This window comes from Achromobacter xylosoxidans (assembly GCF_001457475.1).
Lineage (GTDB): Bacteria > Pseudomonadota > Gammaproteobacteria > Burkholderiales > Burkholderiaceae_B > Achromobacter > Achromobacter xylosoxidans.
In genome coordinates, this window is record NZ_LN831029.1 from 4,503,113 (window position 1) to 4,520,115 (window position 17,003).

Consider the following 17,003-nt stretch of genomic DNA (forward strand, 5'->3'; position numbering starts at 1 on the left):
ACATGCTCGAAAGCGCCTGAATCCGCGCCTCTATGTCGTATTTCGAGCGTCATATCGCCGCTGCACGACGGCGCGATTTCGCGCATCGATGCGCGGCCCGTCCGGTACGTACGGGCCGACATACGCATCCCCCCACTACGTATTCGCGTACGTGGATGCACGTATAGAGATACGTATTGGCGCAGTCCTACACTTGATCGCACAAGCACACCACCGCCGCACATCACCGTGCATGGGGAGAGGGACATGTTCGATCATTCGGGCGTTTCGATCGTGGGCAGCGGCCATACGCCGTTCGGCAAATTGGACGCTCTGAATCTTGAGCAACTCATCGTGATGGCGGCCAACGAGGCGATCGAGGACGCCGGCGTCGATCCCGCCGAGATCGACGCGATCTACCTGGGGCATTTCAACGCGGGGCTGGTGCCCGATGCCTTCCCCGCCTCGCTGGTGCACCAGGCGCATCCGGCCTTGCGCTTCAAGCCCGCCACGCGCTGCGAGAACGCCTGTGCCTCGGGCTCGGCCGCGATCCACGCCGGCCTGCGCGCGATCCAGTCGGGCGCGGCCGGCACCGTGCTGGTGATCGGCGTCGAGAAGATGACCTCGCGCAGCACGCCCGAGGTGACCGAGGCGCTGGCCTGCGCCGGCTACAAGAACGATCCGCGCGAAAGCGCCATGAGCTTTCCGCAGCAGTTCGCGCGCCTGGCCGAGAAATACGCCGAGCGCTACGAGGACCCGCTGCCGGTCATGGCCGCCATCGCCGCCAAGAACCACGCCAATGCGCTGCGCAATCCGCTGGCGCAGCTGCGGCGCGAGCTGGACGCCGACTTCTGCAACACGATCTCGGAACGCAATCCCATGATCGCGGCGCCGCTGCGCATGACCGACTGTTCGCCCATCAGCGACGGCGCCGCCGCCGTCATCCTGACCTGCGAGCGGCGCGCGCCGCGCTATGCGCGCCAGGTGCGCTTTCGCGCCGCCACCCAGGTCAACGACATGCTGCCGCTGGAGGGCCGCGACCTGCTGGCGTTCGAGGGTCCGCACCGCGCCATGCAGCGCGCCTACTCGGACGCCGGCATCCAGCTGCAGGACCTGGACTTCGCCGAGGTGCACGACTGCTTCACCATCGCCGAACTGCTGATCTACGAGGCCATGGGCCTGGCCGCGCCCGGCGAAGGGCATCGCGTGCTCACCGAGGGCACGGTGCGCCGCGACGGCGACCTGCCGGTCAACCTGTCGGGCGGACTCAAGGCCAAGGGCCACCCGGTCGGCGCCACCGGCGTGTCGATGCACGCGCTGGCCTACCGCCAGCTGACCGGCCGCGCCGGCGACATGCAGCGCCCCGGCGCCGAGCTCGGGCTGGTTTTCAACATGGGCGGCATGGCCGTGGCGAACTACGCGTCGGTGCTCGAGGCAGTGCGGGCGTAATGGCATGAATATCGCGAACTGGTTGCAGGCGGCCGCGCTGGAGCACGGAGGCCGGCCGGCCCTGCATACGGGCCTGCGCCTGCATGCGAACTACCGTGACTTCGCCCGCCGCGCCGCGGCGTTGGCCGATTGGCTGCAACGCGACCATGGCCTGGCCCCGGGCGATCGCGTCGCGCTATTCGCGCGCAACCGCGTCGAATACCTGGAGCTGCTGTATGCGGCCTGGTGGCTGGGCGCGGTGGCGGTGCCGATCAACCCCAAGCTGCATCCCAAGGAGGTCGGCTGGATCGCCGCCAACGCCGACGCCAGCGTGATCTTCACCGACCGGCTCGACGATCTGCCGGCGGGCTGCCTGCCGGATGGCTGCCGCCACCTGGAGATCGACGGCGCCGACTACGCCCGGGCCTGTGCCGGGACCGGCCCCTGGGCGCCGCCGGCGCCGCTGGCCGCGGATGCGCTGGCCTGGCTGTTCTATACCTCCGGCACCACCGGCCGGCCCAAGGGCGTGATGCTGAGCCACCGCAATCTGGTGGCTATGGGCCTGTGCTATGCGGTGGACGTGGAAACCGTGGAGCCCGGCGACGGCATGCTGTACGCCGCGCCCATGTCGCACGGCGCCGGGCTGTACCACGTGCTGTACGTGCGCAAGGCCGCGCGCCACGTCGTGCCCGAATCGCGCGGCTTCGAGCCGGCCGAGATCCTGGCGCTGGCCGAACAGACCGGCCCGCTGTCGTTCTTCGCCGCGCCCACCATGATCAAGCGCCTGGTCGAGCAGGCGCGCGCCGGCGGCCGCGACGGCCGCGGCATCAAGACCATCATCTACGGCGGCGCGCCGATGTATCTGGCCGACCTGGAAGAAGCCCTGGCGGTGCTGGGCCAGCGCTTCGTGCAGATCTACGGCCAGGGCGAAAGCCCGATGACCATCACCGCGCTGTCGCGCGAGGTGATCGCCGATGCCGCCCACCCCGAGCGCGCCGCGCGGCTGGCTTCGGTCGGCACCGCGCAGAGCTGCATGGAGCTGCGCGTGGTCGACGCCGCGCTGCGGGCCGTGCCGTCCTGCACCGAGGGCGAGGTGCTGGTGCGCGGCAACGCCGTGATGCAGGGCTACTGGCGCAACGATCCCGCCACCGCCGAAACGCTGGTGGACGGCTGGCTGCGCACGGGCGACATCGGCCGGCTCGACCATTCGGGTTTCCTGACGCTGACCGACCGCAGCAAGGACGTGATCATCTCCGGCGGCTCCAACATCTACCCGCGCGAAGTCGAGGAAACGCTGGCGCGGCATCCCGGCGTGCGCGAGGTGGCGGTGGTCGGCGCGCCCAGCGCGCAATGGGGCGAAGAGGTGGTGGCCTTCGTGGTGTCGCGCCCCGGCGCGACCCTGGCGCCCGAGGAACTGGACGCCTGGTGCCGCGGCGAAATCGCCTCGTTCAAGAAGCCCAAGCGCTACGTATTCCATGAAGAGCTGCCCAAGAACAGCTACGGCAAGATTCTCAAGACCGCATTGCGCGAAGCCTTGCGCAGCGCGGAACCAGGCGGTCAGGGAGATGCCAGCCCAGGCCGATGAACCGGCGTATCAGAAGCCGGAATCCCCCAAGGAGGAGAGCATGAGAAGACGCGATTTCATCAAGGCCGCCAGCCTGCTGGCCGGCGCATCGGCCCCGGCCATCTGGACCGGCCGCGCGGCCGCCGCGGCCAAGCCGGTCACCCTGAAGTTCGACAGCTACATCAGCGAGACGTCGGGCCCCTCGCGGCTGGACGAGTGGTACCTGAAGCAGCTGGAGACCCGCAGCAACGGCGCGGTCAAGGTGCGACGCTACTGGGCGCAGTCGCTCAACAAGGTCGGCGAGCACCTGTCCGCCGTGCGTGACGGCACCTCGGAAATGTCGCTTATCTCGCCGGGCTACTACCAGGCCCAGCTGCCGGTCACGCGCGGGCTGGACTGGTACTACCGCATGCACCGCTCGGACGCGCTGCAATGGCTGTGCCGCGACGTCTACGCCGAGTACCAGCCGCTACGCGACGAATGGGAGCGGCGCTACAACAGCAAGGTGCTGTACTGGACCAACTGGTACTACGCGCCGCTGGTGACGCGCCAGCCGATCAACTCGATCGAGGACATCCGCGGCAAGCGCATCCGCGGCTACGGCGCCGCCAACGAGGTCATCGAGCGCCTGGGCGGCACCGCCGTGCCGATGGCCGCGCCCGAGGTCTACACCGCGCTGGAGCGCGGCGTGCTGGACGGCGTCTACGGCTTTGACTTCATCACCGCCGTGGCCTACAAGCTGCACGAGATCGCGCCCTACTTCACCGATATCGGCGACGGCCCGCACGGCCCGGCCGCGACCATCATCAACGCCCGCGTGTGGAACAACTTCCCCGATCCGGTCAAGCAGGTCAGCGACCAGATCGTCAGCGAAATCTACGGCGGCGAATACGCGCGCATCTACGAGGCGGCCGCGCGCCAGTACGTCAAGACCGCCAAGGCCGAGGGCGCCAAGTTCTCGTCGCTGTCGCAGGCCGAGAAGGACCGGGCGCGCACCCTGGTGCAGCCGGCGCAGACCGAGGGCTGGGTCGAGCGGGTGGCCAAGCCCGCCGGCCTGGACGGCCTGGCGATGCAGGCCCTGGTCAACCAGGCCATCGCCAAGTACGACGCGCAGGGCAGCTTGAAACGCTTCGACGAACTGGCCGCCGAAGCCTGACGCCGTTTCCTTCCCCGCGGCCCGGCGCGCGCCGGGCCGCCACAGGCAGAGACCCATGGACTATTCCTCCCGACTGGGCGTGGCGCTGCGCGCCGTCTCCAACGTGTTCGGCGCCATCGCCACGCTGTTCCTGCTGTTCCTGATGTTCGGCATCACGCTCGACGCCATCGTGCGGGCCATCTACGGCCATTCCATTCCCGGCCTGTTCGAGATGTCCGAACTGAGCCTGGTCGTGATCGTCTTCTTCGGCCTGGGCTGGACCCAGATGGACGACGCCCATATCCGCGTCACGCTGCTGCACAAGAAGGTGCCGCCGCGCGTGGCGCAATGGATGGACGCGCTGGCGTGGCTGGCCGCCGCCGCGGTGCTGGCGATGCTGGCCTATCCCGCCACCGGCGAGGCGCTGGAATCGATCGAGATCCGCGAGTTCCGCTGGGGCTACGTGGAGGTGCCGATCTGGTGGACCAAGGCCATCGTCGCCCTCGGCCTGTGGTTCGGCGCGCTGCAGATGCTGGCCCAGGCCGGCTGCAGCCTGTGCCGCGCCGAACCCGCCGCCCGCGCCACCCCGGCGCTGGCCTCGCATTGACCCTCTCGCGGGAATTCCCTCCATGGATGACGTCACCATCACCCTGGTCGCCACCGGCCTGATCTTCGTATTCCTGCTGCTGGGCGCGCCGGTCTTCGCCGCGCTGGCGCTGGCCGGCATCACCGGCCTGGTCCTGGTCGAGGACAGCGCTTTCGTGCTGAACCGGCTCAAGTCGTATTCGTATGCGCAGTCGGCCTCGTACCTGCTGACCGTGATCCCGCTCTTCATCCTGATGGGCGCCTTCGCCCATCACGCGGGCGTGGGCCGCAGGCTATTCGACATGGCGCGCAAGTGGGTCGGCCACATGCCCGGCGGGCTGGCCATCGCCAGCGTGCTGACCTGCGCCGGCTTCGCCGCCACGTCGGGCTCCAGCGTGGCCACGGCGGCCACCGTGGGCGCGGTCGCCATCCCCGAGATGAAGCGCGCCGGCTACGACGCGCGCCTGTCGGCGGGCGCGGTGGCGGCCGGCGGCGTGCTGGGCGTGCTGATCCCGCCCAGCGTGCTGCTGATCTTCTATGCCGCCCTGACCGAGGTCTCGGCCGGCAAGATGCTGGTGGCCGGGGTGCTGCCCGGACTGCTGTCGACGCTGGTGTTCATCCTGGGCATCCGCGTCATCAGCGCTTCGCCGCAGATGGCCGCGACGGTGCTGCCCAAGAGCCCGTGGCGCGAACGCGTGCTGTCGATCCGCAACGGCTGGCAGGTGCTGGTGCTGTTCCTGATCGTGCTGGGCGGCATCTACCTGGGTTTCGTCACGGCGACCGAGGCCGCCGCGGTCGGCGCGTTCGCCGCGTTCGTGATGCTGCTGTGCGCCCGGCAGGCGCGCGGCGAGCTGGGCGGCAAGCTGGTCGAAAGCCTGCGCAACGCCGTCACCACCACCGTGATGATCCTGTTCACCATGCTGGGCGCGGGCCTGTTCAGCCTGTTCCTGAGCCTGGTGCAGATCCCGCAGCAGATCGCCGAGGTGATCGTGTCCTCGGACATCCCGCCACTGCTGGTGGTGGGGCTGATGCTGCTGGCCTACTTCCCGCTGGGCATGTTCCTGGATGCCTTCTCGATGCTGGTGATCACGCTGCCGATCATGTTCCCCACGGTGGTGTCGCTGGGCTTTGACCCGATCTGGTTCGGCATCCTGGCCGTGAAGATGTGCGAGATCGGCCTGATCACGCCGCCGGTCGGGCTGAATGTGTTCGTCATCGCGGGCATAGACCGCCAGACGCCGTTGACGCGGATCTTCCACGGCGCCTGGTGGTTCGTCATCATGGAGGTGGTGACCACGCTGATCCTGTTCTTCTTCCCGGTCATCGTCACGATCCTGCCTGAGATGATGCTCGGAAAATGAAGCGGGACGCGCGGCCCCGCTCAGGCCATGTTGTCGACCAGGATGATCTTGGACACCAGTTCGGCGGTGTTCTTCGCGTCCAGCTTGCGCATGATGCGGGCGCGATGCACCTCCACCGTGCGATAGGAGATGTCCAGCCGCATGGCGATCTCCTTACAGCTCAGGCCGTTGGCGACGTAAGCGGATATTTCGCGTTCGCGCCGCGTCAGGTTGGCCGTGCGCAGGCAGTTTTCGGCGATGCGCTCGAAGCTCCAGATCATCAGGTCGAAAGGGTCTTCCGGGGTCAGGGTGATGCCGCGCGCGCGCGCCCAGAACACCTCGCGGCTGCGGTGCTGCATGAAGCGCTCGTCTTCGTAGTAGCAATTGCTTTCCAGGTGTTTGAGGCAGCGCTGGCCGATCTGGTGAAAATCGGAAAGCGAGGGGTAAAGCTGGAGTATCGATTTGCCCACCAGTTCCCTGCGCGTGTAGCCGAACAGATTTGCGAAGGAGTGATTGCATTCCGAGATCTTGCGCGCGCTGCAGATGACCTGCGGCGCGGGAGATTCCTTGAAGGCGAGCAATGTCAGGTGAAAGTCACTCATATTGTCTCCCCGGATAGCGTGCCGGTCTTGCCGTTGCGCAGCGGAATCCGCGGCGCTTTTCTGGCGGCCCGCATCTTGTCCGTGCGGGCTTCGAGGCGCCAGTGTATAAGAAGCTTCCGGCACCTGGAATGGGCTTTTTCCAGCGGTTTCAGGCGGTTTTTTCCACCCCGTTTCATTCCTTTTCATGCACCTGCGCGCCACCTCTTTTTTCGCGCCGCTTGTCCGCGGCGACCGGCCATGACCGGCGACTCGACCGAGGCCCTGCCCTCGCTGCCGCTGAGCGCCCGCCTGGCGCAGCGGCTGGAATGGATCACGCCCGGCGCCAGCGCTGCCGGCGGCCTGCCGCCGACACAGCGCCGCCAGGCGGAGTTCCAGGCCGGCCGGCGGCTGGCGGCGGCGCTGCTGGCGGCGCTGCGCGCGCCCGCCACCGATGTCGGCGTGGCCGCGGACCGCTCACCCATCTGGCCCGCGGGCTACGTCGGCTCCATCAGCCACAGCCGGCGGCTGGTAGGCGTGGCGGTGGCGCGTCACAGCGACGTGCGCGCGGTCGGCATCGACATCGAAGCGATTGCCGACCCCTCCGCCGTGGAGGCGATCGAATCGCTCTGCATGCGGCCCGAGGAACGCGCGTTCGATGCCGGCGCGCTGACCCGCGCCGAGTTCGCCACGCTGCTGTTCTCGGCCAAGGAGGCGTTCTACAAATGCATGCAGCCGCTCACCCAGGTGGCGTTCGATTTCGCCGACGTTTCCGTCACCCGGATCGATCCGGCGCGGCAGTGCCTGGAACTGCGCCTGCTGCGCGCCGCGACGCCGGAATTCGGGCCGGGTCGCCTGTTTGAATGCGGCTATCGCAGTGCACAAGGCCACGTCTATACTGCCTTGGAAATTGGCCATTGAAGCATCTCCCCCCTTACGTTGTTCCCATCGACAAGGAGCGTTCAAATGTCTGATCCCATCGTTATCGTGAGTGCCGCGCGCACCCCGCTGGCCGCCTTCCAGGGCGAATTTTCCACCCTCTCCGCCAACGAGCTGGGCGCCGTCGCCATCGGCGCCGCGCTCGAGCGCGCCGGACTCAAGCCCGACCAGGTCGACGCGGTGCTGATGGGCAATGTGCTGCAGGCCGGCCAGGGCCAGGCGCCGGCGCGGCAGGCCTCGATCAAGGCGGGCATCCCGTCGTCGGTGGGCGCCATCACGGTGTCCAAGGTGTGCGGTTCGGGCATGCAGGCCGCGATGCTGGCGCACGACGGCATCATCGCCGACACCTATGGCGTGGTGGTGGCCGGCGGCATGGAATCCATGACCAACGCGCCCTACCTGCTGACCAAGGCGCGCGGCGGCTATCGCGCCGGCCACGCCACCATGTACGACCACATGATGCTCGACGGCCTGGAAGACGCCTACCAGGTGGGCCGCGCCATGGGCACGTTCGGCGAGGACTGCGCCGCCAAATACGGCTTCACCCGCGAAGAACAGGACACCTTCGCGGTGGAATCGGTCTCGCGGGCGCAGAAGGCCGCGCGCGACGGCGTGCTGAAATGGGAAACCGTGCCCGTCACCATCAAGTCCAAGAAGGGCGACACGGTGATCGAGCTGGACGAGCGTCCGCAGAAGCTCAACGTCGAGAAAATCCCGACCCTCAAGCCCGCCTTCGCCGCCAACGGCACCATCACCGCCGCGTCCTCGTCGGGCAACGCCGACGGCGCCGCCGCGCTGGTGCTGATGCGCGAATCCACCGCCAGCAAGCTCGGCTGCAAGCCGATCGCCCGCATCGTCGGCCACGCCAGCTTCGCGCAGGAACCCGAATGGTTCACCACCGCGCCCGTGGGCGCGATCAAGAAGCTCTACGACAAGACCGGCTGGAAGACCGCCGACGTGGACCTTTTCGAGATCAACGAGGCCTTCGCCGCGGTGACCATGGCGGCCATGAAGGAACACGACATCCCGCGCGACAAGGTCAACATCCACGGCGGCGCCTGCGCGGTCGGCCATCCCATCGGCGCGTCGGGCGCGCGCATCATGGTGTCGCTGCTGGGCGCATTGAAGGCCACGCAGGGCAAGCGCGGCGTCGCCACGTTGTGCATCGGCGGCGGCGAGGCCACCGCGATCGCGCTGGAAATGGTCTAAAAAAGGGTCACGCCCTCGTTTTAAGACGTCACAGAACTGCGCGTAAACGTTTCCGCGGCGCCTCCGGGCGCCGCCCTGCTGTGCGCGGCCGGCCCCTCGTGGCCTGCCGACACAGGAAAACACATTGCGAAACTTGAAGCCTCCCGGGGTGCCTTGCCATCATGGTCGGACATTCATCCGGAACAAGGAGGTTTCATGCCGTATTCCAAAACCGCAATCCTGTCGGCCATCATGTTGACGGCCGCGCTGTCCGGTGCCCCCGTCCTGGCGCAGAACGCCCCCGCCAGCCAGACGCCCATGGCGCCGGCAGCGGTGCAGCCCACCGACCAGCAACTGCAGCGCTTCGCCTCGGCGTCGCAGAAGGTGTCGGGCGTGGTGGACGAATACCGTCCCAAGGTCGACGCCGCCAAGACCGACGCGGACAAACAGAAAGTGATCCAGGAAGCCGACGCCAAGATGGTCAAGCTGGTGCAGGCCGATGGCCTGTCCGTGGAGGAATTCAATGGCATCGGCCAGGCCGTGCAGCAAAATCCCCAGCTCAAGGAGCGCCTGATGAAGATGGGCAAGGCTGGCGCGACGGTGCAGTAGGTCCGTCCGTCTTTCCCCGCCTGCCCTGCTGGCCGCGCCTTGGCGGTATCCTACCGGGATACTTCCAAGGAGTGCGGCATCTTGACCATCGATCTCACCCTGTATGACCTGGCCGGCGCCGATCCGACGTTGCGCTTCAGCCCCCATTGCTGGAAAACGCACATGGCGCTGGCCCACAAGGGCCTGTCCGCCAACACCGTGCCGTGGCGCTTCACCGACAAGGATGTGATCGAGTTCTCGGGCCAGAAGCTGGTGCCGGTGCTGGTGCACGGCGACCACGTGATCAGCGATTCGTGGCAGATCGCCTGCTACCTGGAAGACACCTTTCCCGACCGCCCGTCGCTGTTCGGCGGCGACACCGGCCGCGCACTGAGCCTGTTCGCCAACACCTGGGCCGACACCACCCTGGTGCCGACGCTGGCGCGCCTGCTGCTGCCGGAAATCCACGCCCTGATCGACGCCAAGGACCAGGATTATTTCCGCCACACGCGCGAAAAGCGCTTCGGCCCCCTGGAAGACCTGCCCGCCCTGCGCGAGGAACAACTGGCGGCGCTGCGCGCCTCGCTGCTGCCGCTGCGCCAGATGCTGGCGCGCCAGCCGTACCTGGCCGGCCAGCAGCCGGCCTATGCGGATTACGCGGTGTTCGGGTTCTTCATGTGGGCGCGCTGCACCAGCGCGCTGGAACTGCTGGCGGCCGACGACCCCGTGGCGGCATGGCGCGAGCGGCTGCTCGATGCGCATGGCGGCCTGGCGCGCCAGGCGCCGGTCGCGGCCGCCTGAGCGGCAAGCGGGCGGAGCCACGCAGCCGTGGCGCCGCCGCGCTCAGGTCTTCAGGCGATAGCCGGTCTTGAAGATCCAGCGCACCACCACCAGGCAGACCGCCAGGAACACCAGCGTCATGGCGACGCTGACCGTGACGTTGACGTCGGCCACGCCATAGAAGGCCCAGCGAAAGCCGCTGACCAGGTACACCACCGGGTTGAACAGCGTCACGCCCTGCCAGAACGGCGGCAGCATCTTGATGGAATAGAAGGTGCCGCCCAGGAAGGTCAGCGGCGTGATGATCATCAGCGGAATGATCTGCAGTTTCTCGAAGCCGTCGGCCCACACGCCGATGATGAAGCCGAACAGGCTGAAGGTGACGGCGGTGAGCAGCAGGAACCCCAGCATCCAGAACGGATGCGCGATCTCGAACGGCACGAACAGGCGCGCCGTGGCCAGCATGATCAGCCCCAGGATGATGGACTTGCTGGCGGCCGCCCCGACGTAGCCGGCGACGATCTCCAGGTACGAGATGGGCGCCGAATGGATTTCGTAGATGGTGCCCGAGAAGCGCGGCATGTAGATGCCGAACGAAGCGTTGGCCACGCTCTGCGTCAGCAGCGACAGCATGATCAGGCCCGGCACGATGAAGGCGCCGTAGCTGACGCCGTCGATCTGCACCATGTGCGAACCGATGGCCGAGCCGAACACCACGAAGTACAGCGAGGTGGAGATCACCGGCGACAGCACGCTCTGCATCAGCGTGCGCCAGGCGCGGGCCATTTCGAAGCGGTAGATGGCGCGGATTGCGTAGAAATTCATGATTGTCCGTGCACCAGGCTGACGAAAATCTCTTCGAGCGAGCTTTCCGAGGAGTTGAGGTCGGTGAATTCGATGTCCAGCTCGGTCAGGCGCCGCAGCAGGCCGGAGATCTCGCCGCCGCCCTGGTTGTCGTAGGTGTAGACCAGCTGGCGGCCGTCGGCCGACATTTCCAGGTGGAACGGCTCCAGCGCGGTGGGGATGCCCGGCAGCGGCGCCTTCAGCGTCAGCGTCAGGCGGCGCTTGCCCAGCTTGGTCATGAGCGCGTTCTTTTCCTCGACCAGGATGATCTCGCCCTTGCGGATCACGCCCACGCGGTCGGCCATTTCCTGGGCTTCCTCGATGTAATGGGTGGTGAGGATGATGGTGACGCCGTTTTCGCGCAGGCGCCGCACCATGTCCCACATGCCGCGCCGCAATTCGACGTCGACGCCGGCGGTGGGCTCGTCCAGGAACAGGATCTTGGGTTCGTGCGACAGCGCCTTGGCGATCATCACGCGCCGCTTCATGCCGCCGGACAGGGCCATGATGCGGCTGTCTTTCTTGTCCCACAGCGATAGGTCGCGCAGCACCTTCTCGATGTACTCGGGGTTGGCCGGCTTGCCGAACAGGCCGCGGCTGAAGGTGACGGTGTTCCACACGCTTTCGAAGGCATCGGTGGAGATTTCCTGCGGCACCAGGCCGATGGCGCTGCGGGCGGCGCGGTAGTCGGTGAGGATGTCGTGGCCGTCGGCCAGCACCCGGCCCTCGGTCGGGTTGACGATGCCGCAGATGATGCTGATGAGCGTGGTCTTGCCGGCGCCGTTGGGGCCGAGCAAGGCGAAGATCTCGCCGCGTTGGATTTCCAGGTCGACGCTCTTGAGCGCCTGGAATCCCGAGGCGTATCGCTTGGATAGGCCTTGAACTGAAATGACCGGCTGCACTCTGGCTCCCAGCGTGGTGGACAACCGCTGATTTTACCCGCCTGCCGCGGGCGGCTTGTTCGGCCTGGTGGAACGGTGTGTTTGATAAATGCGATAACCGCGCCGGCCTGCCGTACACTGCCCGGAAAGGAAAAACAGGGCGGAAATCGCCCGAACCAGGGGAATCGGGCCGGCCAGGCCCGTCGAAAGGCTATGTTCGCGGATCTGAAACATCTGTCGCACCACGCGGCCTGGCGCCGTCAGTTGGAAATGTTGCTGGAATCGGCCGGCGAGGGCATCTACGGCATCGACCTGCGCGGCCGCTGCATCTTCATCAACGGCGCCGGCGCCGCCATGCTGGGCTACACCCCCGACGAGGTGGTGGGCCGCAACATGCATTACCTGATCCATCATTCCCACGCCGACCGCAGCCTGATGCCGGTGCACGACTGCCGCATCTTCAAGGCCTTTCGCGACGGCCGCGGCGAACGGGTCGACGACGAGGTGCTGTGGCGCCGCGACGGCTCCTGCTTCGACGCGCAGTATGCCTCGTACCCGATCCGCAACGACCAGGAAGTCGTGGGCGCGGTGGTGACGTTTTCGGACATCAGCGCGCGCAAGCGCATCGAGCGCGAGCTGCAAGGCACCCGGGCGCAACTGGAAGCGCGGGTGCAGGTGCGCACCGCCGAACTCAGCGCCGCCCATGAGTCGCTGCGGCGGCTGGCCTCGCACCTGAGCACGCTGCGCGAACAGGAACGCGCCCACATCGCCCGCAATATCCACGACGACCTGGGCGCCTCGTTCACCGCGCTGCAACTGGACCTGAACTGGCTGCGCCGGCAACTGGCGGGCGAGCCGCCCTTGCAGGCCCACCTGGACCGCATGCTGGAGGTGACCCAGACGGCCATGGACGCCACCCGCCGCATCCTCAACGACCTGCGGCCGGTGGTGCTGGACCACCTGGGCCTGTGGGCGGCGCTGGAAACGCTGCTTCAGGACCTGCAGGCGCGCAGCGGGCTGCGCTGCCGCTACCTGTGCCCGCCCGACACCGAAAGCCGCCGCCTGGAGCCGGCGGCGGAAATCGCCGTCTACCGCATCGTGCAGGAACTGCTGACCAATGTGCAGCGCCACGCGCGGGCCCGCAGCGTCAGCGTCAGCGCGGTCTGGGGCGAGGATGGCCTGCTGCTGGAAGTGGAAGACGACGGCGTGGGCATGCGGTTGCCCGAGACGCGCCAGACCTTCGGCATCCTGGGCATGCGCGAACGGGCCCGCGCCATCGGCGGCGACCTGGAGCTGGACAGCGCGCCCGGCGCCGGCCTGTGCGCCCGCCTGCGCCTGAACCCGCAAGCGGCCTGAGGAGACGACGCCATGCCTCTGAACCTGCTGATCGTCGACGACCACCTCATCATCCGCCGCGGCCTGGCCCGCATCCTGCAGGAAGACCCGCGCGTGGCCCTGGTGCGGGAGGCCGCCGATGCCCCCGCCGCCCTGCGCGCGCTGCGCCAGGAGCCCTTCGACGCGATGGTGCTGGACGTGGCGCTGGGCGAGCGCGACGGCCTGGACGTGCTCAAGACGGTGCGCGCCGACCATCCGGCGCTGGGCGTGGTGATGCTGTCGGTCTATCCGGAATCGCAGTTCGCGGTGCGGGCCCTGCGCGCGGGCGCCCATGCCTATCTGAACAAGGGCTGCGACCCGGACGAGCTGCTGGCGGCGCTGGTCAATGCCGCCGCCGGCCGGATGTACGTGACGCCGACCGTTGCCGAACTGCTGGCGCACACCGTGCGCCAGGACAGCACCCGGCCGCCGCACGAGCTGCTGTCCAACCGCGAATTCCAGGTGCTGCAACTGCTGGCGGCCGGCAAATCGGTGTCGGCCATCGGCGAGCAACTGGCGCTGTCGGTGAACACCATTTCCACCTACCGCGCCCGCATCTTCGAGAAGCTGGGCGTGCGCACGCTGGTCGAGCTGGTGGACTATGCCCGCGCGCACCACCTGGGTGCGCGCTGAGCGCCACGCGCACCGGCCCGGCGCGGCCGCGCACCGTGTAGTGCGCCCCCTACACGGATATCGTCGAACCGGCGATACCGGGCGCCGGCGGCGCGCCCCAAGATGGAGGCATTCCGAACCCTGGAGGCCTCCATGTCCCTGTTCAGCAATCCGTTCGATCCCGCCAGCCGCCTGGCCTGCGCCTGCGGCCGCCATGCCTCTCAGGCCGAGCACGCGCGCGCGGCGGCGGGCGGCCAGGAGGCCCGCGCAGGCGCGGCGTCCGGCGACGCCGCCTTTGACCGCGCCGTTGAAGGCGCCGTCATGCGCGCCCTGTTCCCGCAGGACGCGCTGCGCCGCCGCTTCCTGCGCGCGGTCGGCGGGGGCACGGCCATGGCCGCCGTCGCCGCGCTGTTCCCGCTGGCGGCCGCCAAGGAGGCCTTTGCCCAATCCGCCGGCCCGCTGGAGAAGCAGAAGCTGAAGGTGGGCTTCATCCCCATCACCTGCGCCACGCCCATCATCATGGCGCACCCGATGGGGTTCTATGGCAAGCAGGGGCTGGACGTGGAAGTGGTCAAGACCGCCGGCTGGGCGCTGATCCGCGACAAGGCCATGTCCGGCGAGTACGACGCCGCGCACATGCTGTCGCCCATGCCGCTGGCCATCTCGCTGGGCGTGGGCGCCAGCCGCGCCGTGCCATGGACCATGCCCGCCGTGGAGAACATCAACGGCCAGGCCATCACCCTGTCCATGAAGCACAAGGACCGGCGCGATCCGAAGGACTGGAAGGGCTTCAAGTTCGCGGTGCCGTTCGACTATTCCATGCACAACTACCTGTTGCGCTACTACCTGGCCGAACATGGCCTGGATCCGGACACCGACGTGCAGATCCGTTCCGTGCCGCCGCCCGAAATGGTGGCCAACCTGCGCGCCGACAACATCGACGGCTTCCTGGCGCCGGACCCGGTCAATCAGCGCGCGGTCTATGACGGCGTGGGCTTCATCCACACCCTGTCCAAGGCCATCTGGGACGGCCATCCGTGCTGCGCGTTCTCGGCCAGCCGCGAATTCGTGACCGCCCAGCCCAATACCTACCAGGCCCTGCTCAAGGCCATCATCGAGGCCACCGCCTACGCCCGCGACCCGGCCCACCGCAAGGAGATTGCCGCAGCCATCGCCGCGCCCAACTACCTGAACCAGCCGGTCACGGTGGTGGAACAGGTGCTGACCGGCACCTACGCCGACGGCCTGGGCAACGTGCTCAAGGACCCGCAGCGCATCGACTTCGATCCCATGCCGTGGGGCTCGTTCGCGGTGTGGATCCTGACGCAGATGAAGCGTTGGGGCCAGATAAAAGGCGATGTCGACTATCAGAAAGTCGCCAACGAGGTGTTCCTGGCGACCGACGCGCTGCGCCTGATGCGCGAGGCCGGCCTGACCCCGCCCGCCGACGCCGCTAAGACCTTCAGCGTGATGGGCAAGCCCTTCGATCCGGCCCAGCCCGAGGCCTACCTGGCCGGCTTCAAGATCCGGAGGAGCTGATGCGGGCCGTGCAACCCTGGCGGGCGACCTTCCTGTCCGTCATCCTGTTTCTGCTGTTCCTGCTGTTGTGGCACGTCGCCACCCGCCCCGCCGCCGGCGCGGCGACCGTCGATCCGGCCTATGCGGCGCTGGTTGGCAACGCCGCCGCCAGCGGTTCGCAGACGCCCTTCCCCGGCCCGGCCGAGGTCGGCGTCCGATTGTGGCAGCACCTGCGCGATCCGTTCTACGACCGCGGCCCCAACGACAAGGGCATCGGCATCCAGCTGGCGTATTCGGTGGCGCGGGTGCTGACCGGCTTCCTGCTGGCGGCGCTGGTGGCGATTCCGCTGGGATTCCTGATCGGCATGTCCAGGACCGTCTACCGCGCCTTCGACCCATTCATCCAGGTGCTCAAGCCGATCTCGCCGCTGGCCTGGATGCCGTTGGCGCTGTACACCATCAAGGACGCCGACACCTCCGCCATCTTCGTGATCTTCATCTGCTCGCTGTGGCCGATGCTGGTGAACACGGCATTCGGCGTGGGCGCCGTGCGGCAAGACTGGCTGAACGTGGCGCGCACGCTGGAAGTGTCGCGGCTGCGCACCGCCCTGCTGGTGATCCTGCCGGCGGCCGCGCCCACCATCATGACCGGCATGCGCATCTCGGTCGGCATCGCCTGGCTGGTGATCGTGGCGGCCGAAATGCTGATCGGCGGCACCGGCATCGGCTACTTCGTCTGGAACGAATGGAACAACCTGTCCATCGCCAACATCATCTGCGCCATCCTCTTCATCGGGTTGATCGGCATGCTGCTGGACACCGTGCTGGCGCGCGCCGCGCGGCTGGTCAGCTACCGGGAGTGAACGCCATGAACCAACCCTTTCTGCAAGTGCAGGCGCTGGCCAAGCGCTACCCAGGCCGCGACGGCCGGCCGGCGGCGCCGGTGTTCGAGAACATCGACTTCGGCATCGAACAGGGCCAGTTCGTCTGCGTGATCGGCCATTCGGGCTGCGGCAAGACCACCATCCTGAACATCCTGGCCGGCATCGACGAGGCCAGCGAAGGCGTCGTCATCATGGACGGCCGCGAGATCGCCGGCCCGTCGCTGGCGCGCGGCGTGGTGTTCCAGGCGCACGCCCTGCTGCCCTGGCTGAGCGCGCTGCAGAACGTCGAATTCGGCGTGCGTTCGCGCTGGCCGGCCTATTCCCGCGCCCAGGTGCGCGAGCACAGTCTGCGCTACCTGGACATGGTCGGCCTGGCCCGCGCCGCCGACAAGAAGCCGTGCGAGCTGTCGGGCGGCATGAAGCAGCGCGTGGGCATCGCCCGCGCCTTCGCCATCCAGCCGCGCATGCTGCTGCTGGACGAGCCCTTCGGCGCACTCGACGCGCTGACGCGCGGCACCATCCAGGACGAACTGCGCGCCATCGTGCAGGAAACCCGCCAGACCGTCTTCATGATCACGCACGACGTGGACGAGGCCATCCTGCTGTCGGACCGCATCCTGCTGATGAGCGCGGGCCCCCATGCCCGCATCGCCGAGTCGGTCGAGGTGGACCTGCCACGGGGCCGCACCCGCGCCAGCCTGCACCACGAGCCGCGCTACTACGAAATCCGCAACCATCTCGTCGACTTCCTGGTCGACAAGGCTTCCCACAAGGAGTGAACCCCCAT

The 17,003-nt window shown here is 67.8% G+C and carries 17 protein-coding genes; 14 read left to right on the forward strand and 3 right to left on the reverse strand.

Annotated features, from left to right (window positions below; translation table 11 throughout):
* Positions 1–246 precede the first annotated feature (246 nt).
* Genes AT699_RS20275 through AT699_RS20295 form a run of 5 tightly spaced genes read left to right on the forward strand, consistent with a single transcriptional unit; the run spans position 247 to position 6,052 of the window.
* Entirely contained in the window at positions 247–1,428 is a 1,182-nt protein-coding gene (locus AT699_RS20275; RefSeq protein WP_006386121.1) for an acetyl-CoA acetyltransferase, read from the forward strand.
* A gap of 4 nt (positions 1,429–1,432) precedes the next feature.
* A complete protein-coding gene (locus AT699_RS20280) occupies positions 1,433–2,992 on the forward strand; it encodes a class I adenylate-forming enzyme family protein (RefSeq protein ID WP_024069647.1) in 1,560 nt (519 codons plus the stop codon).
* 40 nt (positions 2,993–3,032) lie between these two features.
* Positions 3,033–4,127 (forward strand): TRAP transporter substrate-binding protein, encoded by a 1,095-nt coding sequence (locus AT699_RS20285; protein WP_006386119.1) that lies wholly within the window; start codon positions 3,033–3,035, stop codon positions 4,125–4,127.
* Positions 4,128–4,182: 55 nt separating this feature from the next.
* Positions 4,183–4,713, forward strand: coding sequence for a TRAP transporter small permease subunit (locus AT699_RS20290; RefSeq protein WP_006386118.1), 531 nt, complete (start codon positions 4,183–4,185; stop codon positions 4,711–4,713).
* A 22-nt stretch (positions 4,714–4,735) separates the two neighbouring features.
* On the forward strand, positions 4,736–6,052 hold the full coding sequence (locus AT699_RS20295; protein ID WP_006386117.1) for a TRAP transporter large permease: 1,317 nt from the start codon (positions 4,736–4,738) through the stop codon (positions 6,050–6,052).
* A 20-nt stretch (positions 6,053–6,072) separates the two neighbouring features.
* On the opposite strand, the gene AT699_RS20300 is transcribed toward AT699_RS20295, so the two are convergent.
* On the reverse strand, positions 6,073–6,633 hold the full coding sequence (locus AT699_RS20300; protein WP_006386116.1) for a LuxR family transcriptional regulator: 561 nt from the start codon (positions 6,631–6,633) through the stop codon (positions 6,073–6,075).
* Positions 6,634–6,870: 237 nt separating this feature from the next.
* Between AT699_RS20300 and AT699_RS20305 the strand changes: the two genes are divergently transcribed.
* The 4 genes from AT699_RS20305 to AT699_RS20320 all read left to right on the forward strand — a co-directional run bounded on the left by AT699_RS20305 (position 6,871) and on the right by AT699_RS20320 (position 10,125).
* Positions 6,871–7,530: a 4'-phosphopantetheinyl transferase family protein gene (locus tag AT699_RS20305; protein ID WP_054482198.1), complete on the forward strand. Its 660-nt coding sequence runs from the start codon at positions 6,871–6,873 to the stop codon at positions 7,528–7,530.
* Between the two features lie 45 nt (positions 7,531–7,575).
* On the forward strand, positions 7,576–8,757 hold the full coding sequence (locus AT699_RS20310) for an acetyl-CoA C-acyltransferase (RefSeq protein WP_020928590.1): 1,182 nt from the start codon (positions 7,576–7,578) through the stop codon (positions 8,755–8,757).
* Between the two features lie 195 nt (positions 8,758–8,952).
* Complete coding sequence (locus AT699_RS20315) at positions 8,953–9,345, forward strand: DUF4168 domain-containing protein (RefSeq protein ID WP_006386112.1); 393 nt, start codon at positions 8,953–8,955, stop codon at positions 9,343–9,345.
* 81 nt (positions 9,346–9,426) lie between these two features.
* A complete protein-coding gene (locus tag AT699_RS20320) occupies positions 9,427–10,125 on the forward strand; it encodes a glutathione S-transferase family protein (RefSeq protein ID WP_006386111.1) in 699 nt (232 codons plus the stop codon).
* Positions 10,126–10,167: 42 nt separating this feature from the next.
* Here AT699_RS20320 and AT699_RS20325 read toward each other — a convergent pair whose 3' ends face one another.
* Positions 10,168–10,929: an ABC transporter permease gene (locus AT699_RS20325; protein WP_006386110.1), complete on the reverse strand. Its 762-nt coding sequence runs from the start codon at positions 10,927–10,929 to the stop codon at positions 10,168–10,170.
* A complete protein-coding gene (locus tag AT699_RS20330) occupies positions 10,926–11,849 on the reverse strand; it encodes an ABC transporter ATP-binding protein (protein WP_024069649.1) in 924 nt (307 codons plus the stop codon). The genes AT699_RS20325 and AT699_RS20330 overlap by 4 nt, the downstream gene beginning before the upstream one ends.
* A gap of 192 nt (positions 11,850–12,041) precedes the next feature.
* Here AT699_RS20330 and AT699_RS20335 point away from each other — a divergent pair, with 192 nt between their 5' ends.
* The 5 genes from AT699_RS20335 to AT699_RS20355 all read left to right on the forward strand — a co-directional run bounded on the left by AT699_RS20335 (position 12,042) and on the right by AT699_RS20355 (position 16,995).
* Entirely contained in the window at positions 12,042–13,184 is a 1,143-nt protein-coding gene (locus tag AT699_RS20335; RefSeq protein ID WP_006386108.1) for a sensor histidine kinase, read from the forward strand.
* Positions 13,185–13,196: 12 nt separating this feature from the next.
* The gene (locus tag AT699_RS20340; RefSeq protein WP_024069652.1) at positions 13,197–13,835 is read left to right on the forward strand and encodes a response regulator; all 639 of its coding nucleotides are present in this window, start codon (positions 13,197–13,199) and stop codon (positions 13,833–13,835) included.
* A 132-nt stretch (positions 13,836–13,967) separates the two neighbouring features.
* A complete protein-coding gene (locus tag AT699_RS20345; RefSeq protein WP_020928596.1) occupies positions 13,968–15,353 on the forward strand; it encodes a CmpA/NrtA family ABC transporter substrate-binding protein in 1,386 nt (461 codons plus the stop codon).
* Entirely contained in the window at positions 15,353–16,195 is an 843-nt protein-coding gene (gene ntrB, locus AT699_RS20350; RefSeq protein ID WP_024069653.1) for a nitrate ABC transporter permease, read from the forward strand. Before AT699_RS20345 ends, ntrB begins: the two co-directional genes overlap by 1 nt.
* A gap of 5 nt (positions 16,196–16,200) precedes the next feature.
* Entirely contained in the window at positions 16,201–16,995 is a 795-nt protein-coding gene (locus tag AT699_RS20355; RefSeq protein ID WP_006386104.1) for an ABC transporter ATP-binding protein, read from the forward strand.
* Positions 16,996–17,003: the final 8 nt, after the last annotated feature.

What these genes read in the sequence shown, in the direction of transcription:
- AT699_RS20285 (WP_006386119.1), top strand. Translation starts at nt 3,033, where the DNA reads ATGAGAAGACGCGATTTCATCAAGGCCGCCAGCCTGCTGGCCGGCGCA.
- AT699_RS20315 (WP_006386112.1), top strand. Translation starts at nt 8,953, where the DNA reads ATGCCGTATTCCAAAACCGCAATCCTGTCGGCCATCATGTTGACGGCC.
- AT699_RS20340 (WP_024069652.1), top strand. Translation starts at nt 13,197, where the DNA reads ATGCCTCTGAACCTGCTGATCGTCGACGACCACCTCATCATCCGCCGC.
- AT699_RS20345 (WP_020928596.1), top strand. Translation starts at nt 13,968, where the DNA reads ATGTCCCTGTTCAGCAATCCGTTCGATCCCGCCAGCCGCCTGGCCTGC.
- AT699_RS20295 (WP_006386117.1), top strand. Translation starts at nt 4,736, where the DNA reads ATGGATGACGTCACCATCACCCTGGTCGCCACCGGCCTGATCTTCGTA.
- AT699_RS20300 (WP_006386116.1), bottom strand. Translation starts at nt 6,633, where the DNA reads ATGAGTGACTTTCACCTGACATTGCTCGCCTTCAAGGAATCTCCCGCG.
- AT699_RS20305 (WP_054482198.1), top strand. Translation starts at nt 6,871, where the DNA reads ATGACCGGCGACTCGACCGAGGCCCTGCCCTCGCTGCCGCTGAGCGCC.
- AT699_RS20275 (WP_006386121.1), top strand. Translation starts at nt 247, where the DNA reads ATGTTCGATCATTCGGGCGTTTCGATCGTGGGCAGCGGCCATACGCCG.
- AT699_RS20310 (WP_020928590.1), top strand. Translation starts at nt 7,576, where the DNA reads ATGTCTGATCCCATCGTTATCGTGAGTGCCGCGCGCACCCCGCTGGCC.
- AT699_RS20280 (WP_024069647.1), top strand. Translation starts at nt 1,433, where the DNA reads ATGAATATCGCGAACTGGTTGCAGGCGGCCGCGCTGGAGCACGGAGGC.
- AT699_RS20290 (WP_006386118.1), top strand. Translation starts at nt 4,183, where the DNA reads ATGGACTATTCCTCCCGACTGGGCGTGGCGCTGCGCGCCGTCTCCAAC.
- AT699_RS20325 (WP_006386110.1), bottom strand. Translation starts at nt 10,929, where the DNA reads ATGAATTTCTACGCAATCCGCGCCATCTACCGCTTCGAAATGGCCCGC.
- ntrB (WP_024069653.1), top strand. Translation starts at nt 15,353, where the DNA reads ATGCGGGCCGTGCAACCCTGGCGGGCGACCTTCCTGTCCGTCATCCTG.
- AT699_RS20355 (WP_006386104.1), top strand. Translation starts at nt 16,201, where the DNA reads ATGAACCAACCCTTTCTGCAAGTGCAGGCGCTGGCCAAGCGCTACCCA.
- AT699_RS20335 (WP_006386108.1), top strand. Translation starts at nt 12,042, where the DNA reads ATGTTCGCGGATCTGAAACATCTGTCGCACCACGCGGCCTGGCGCCGT.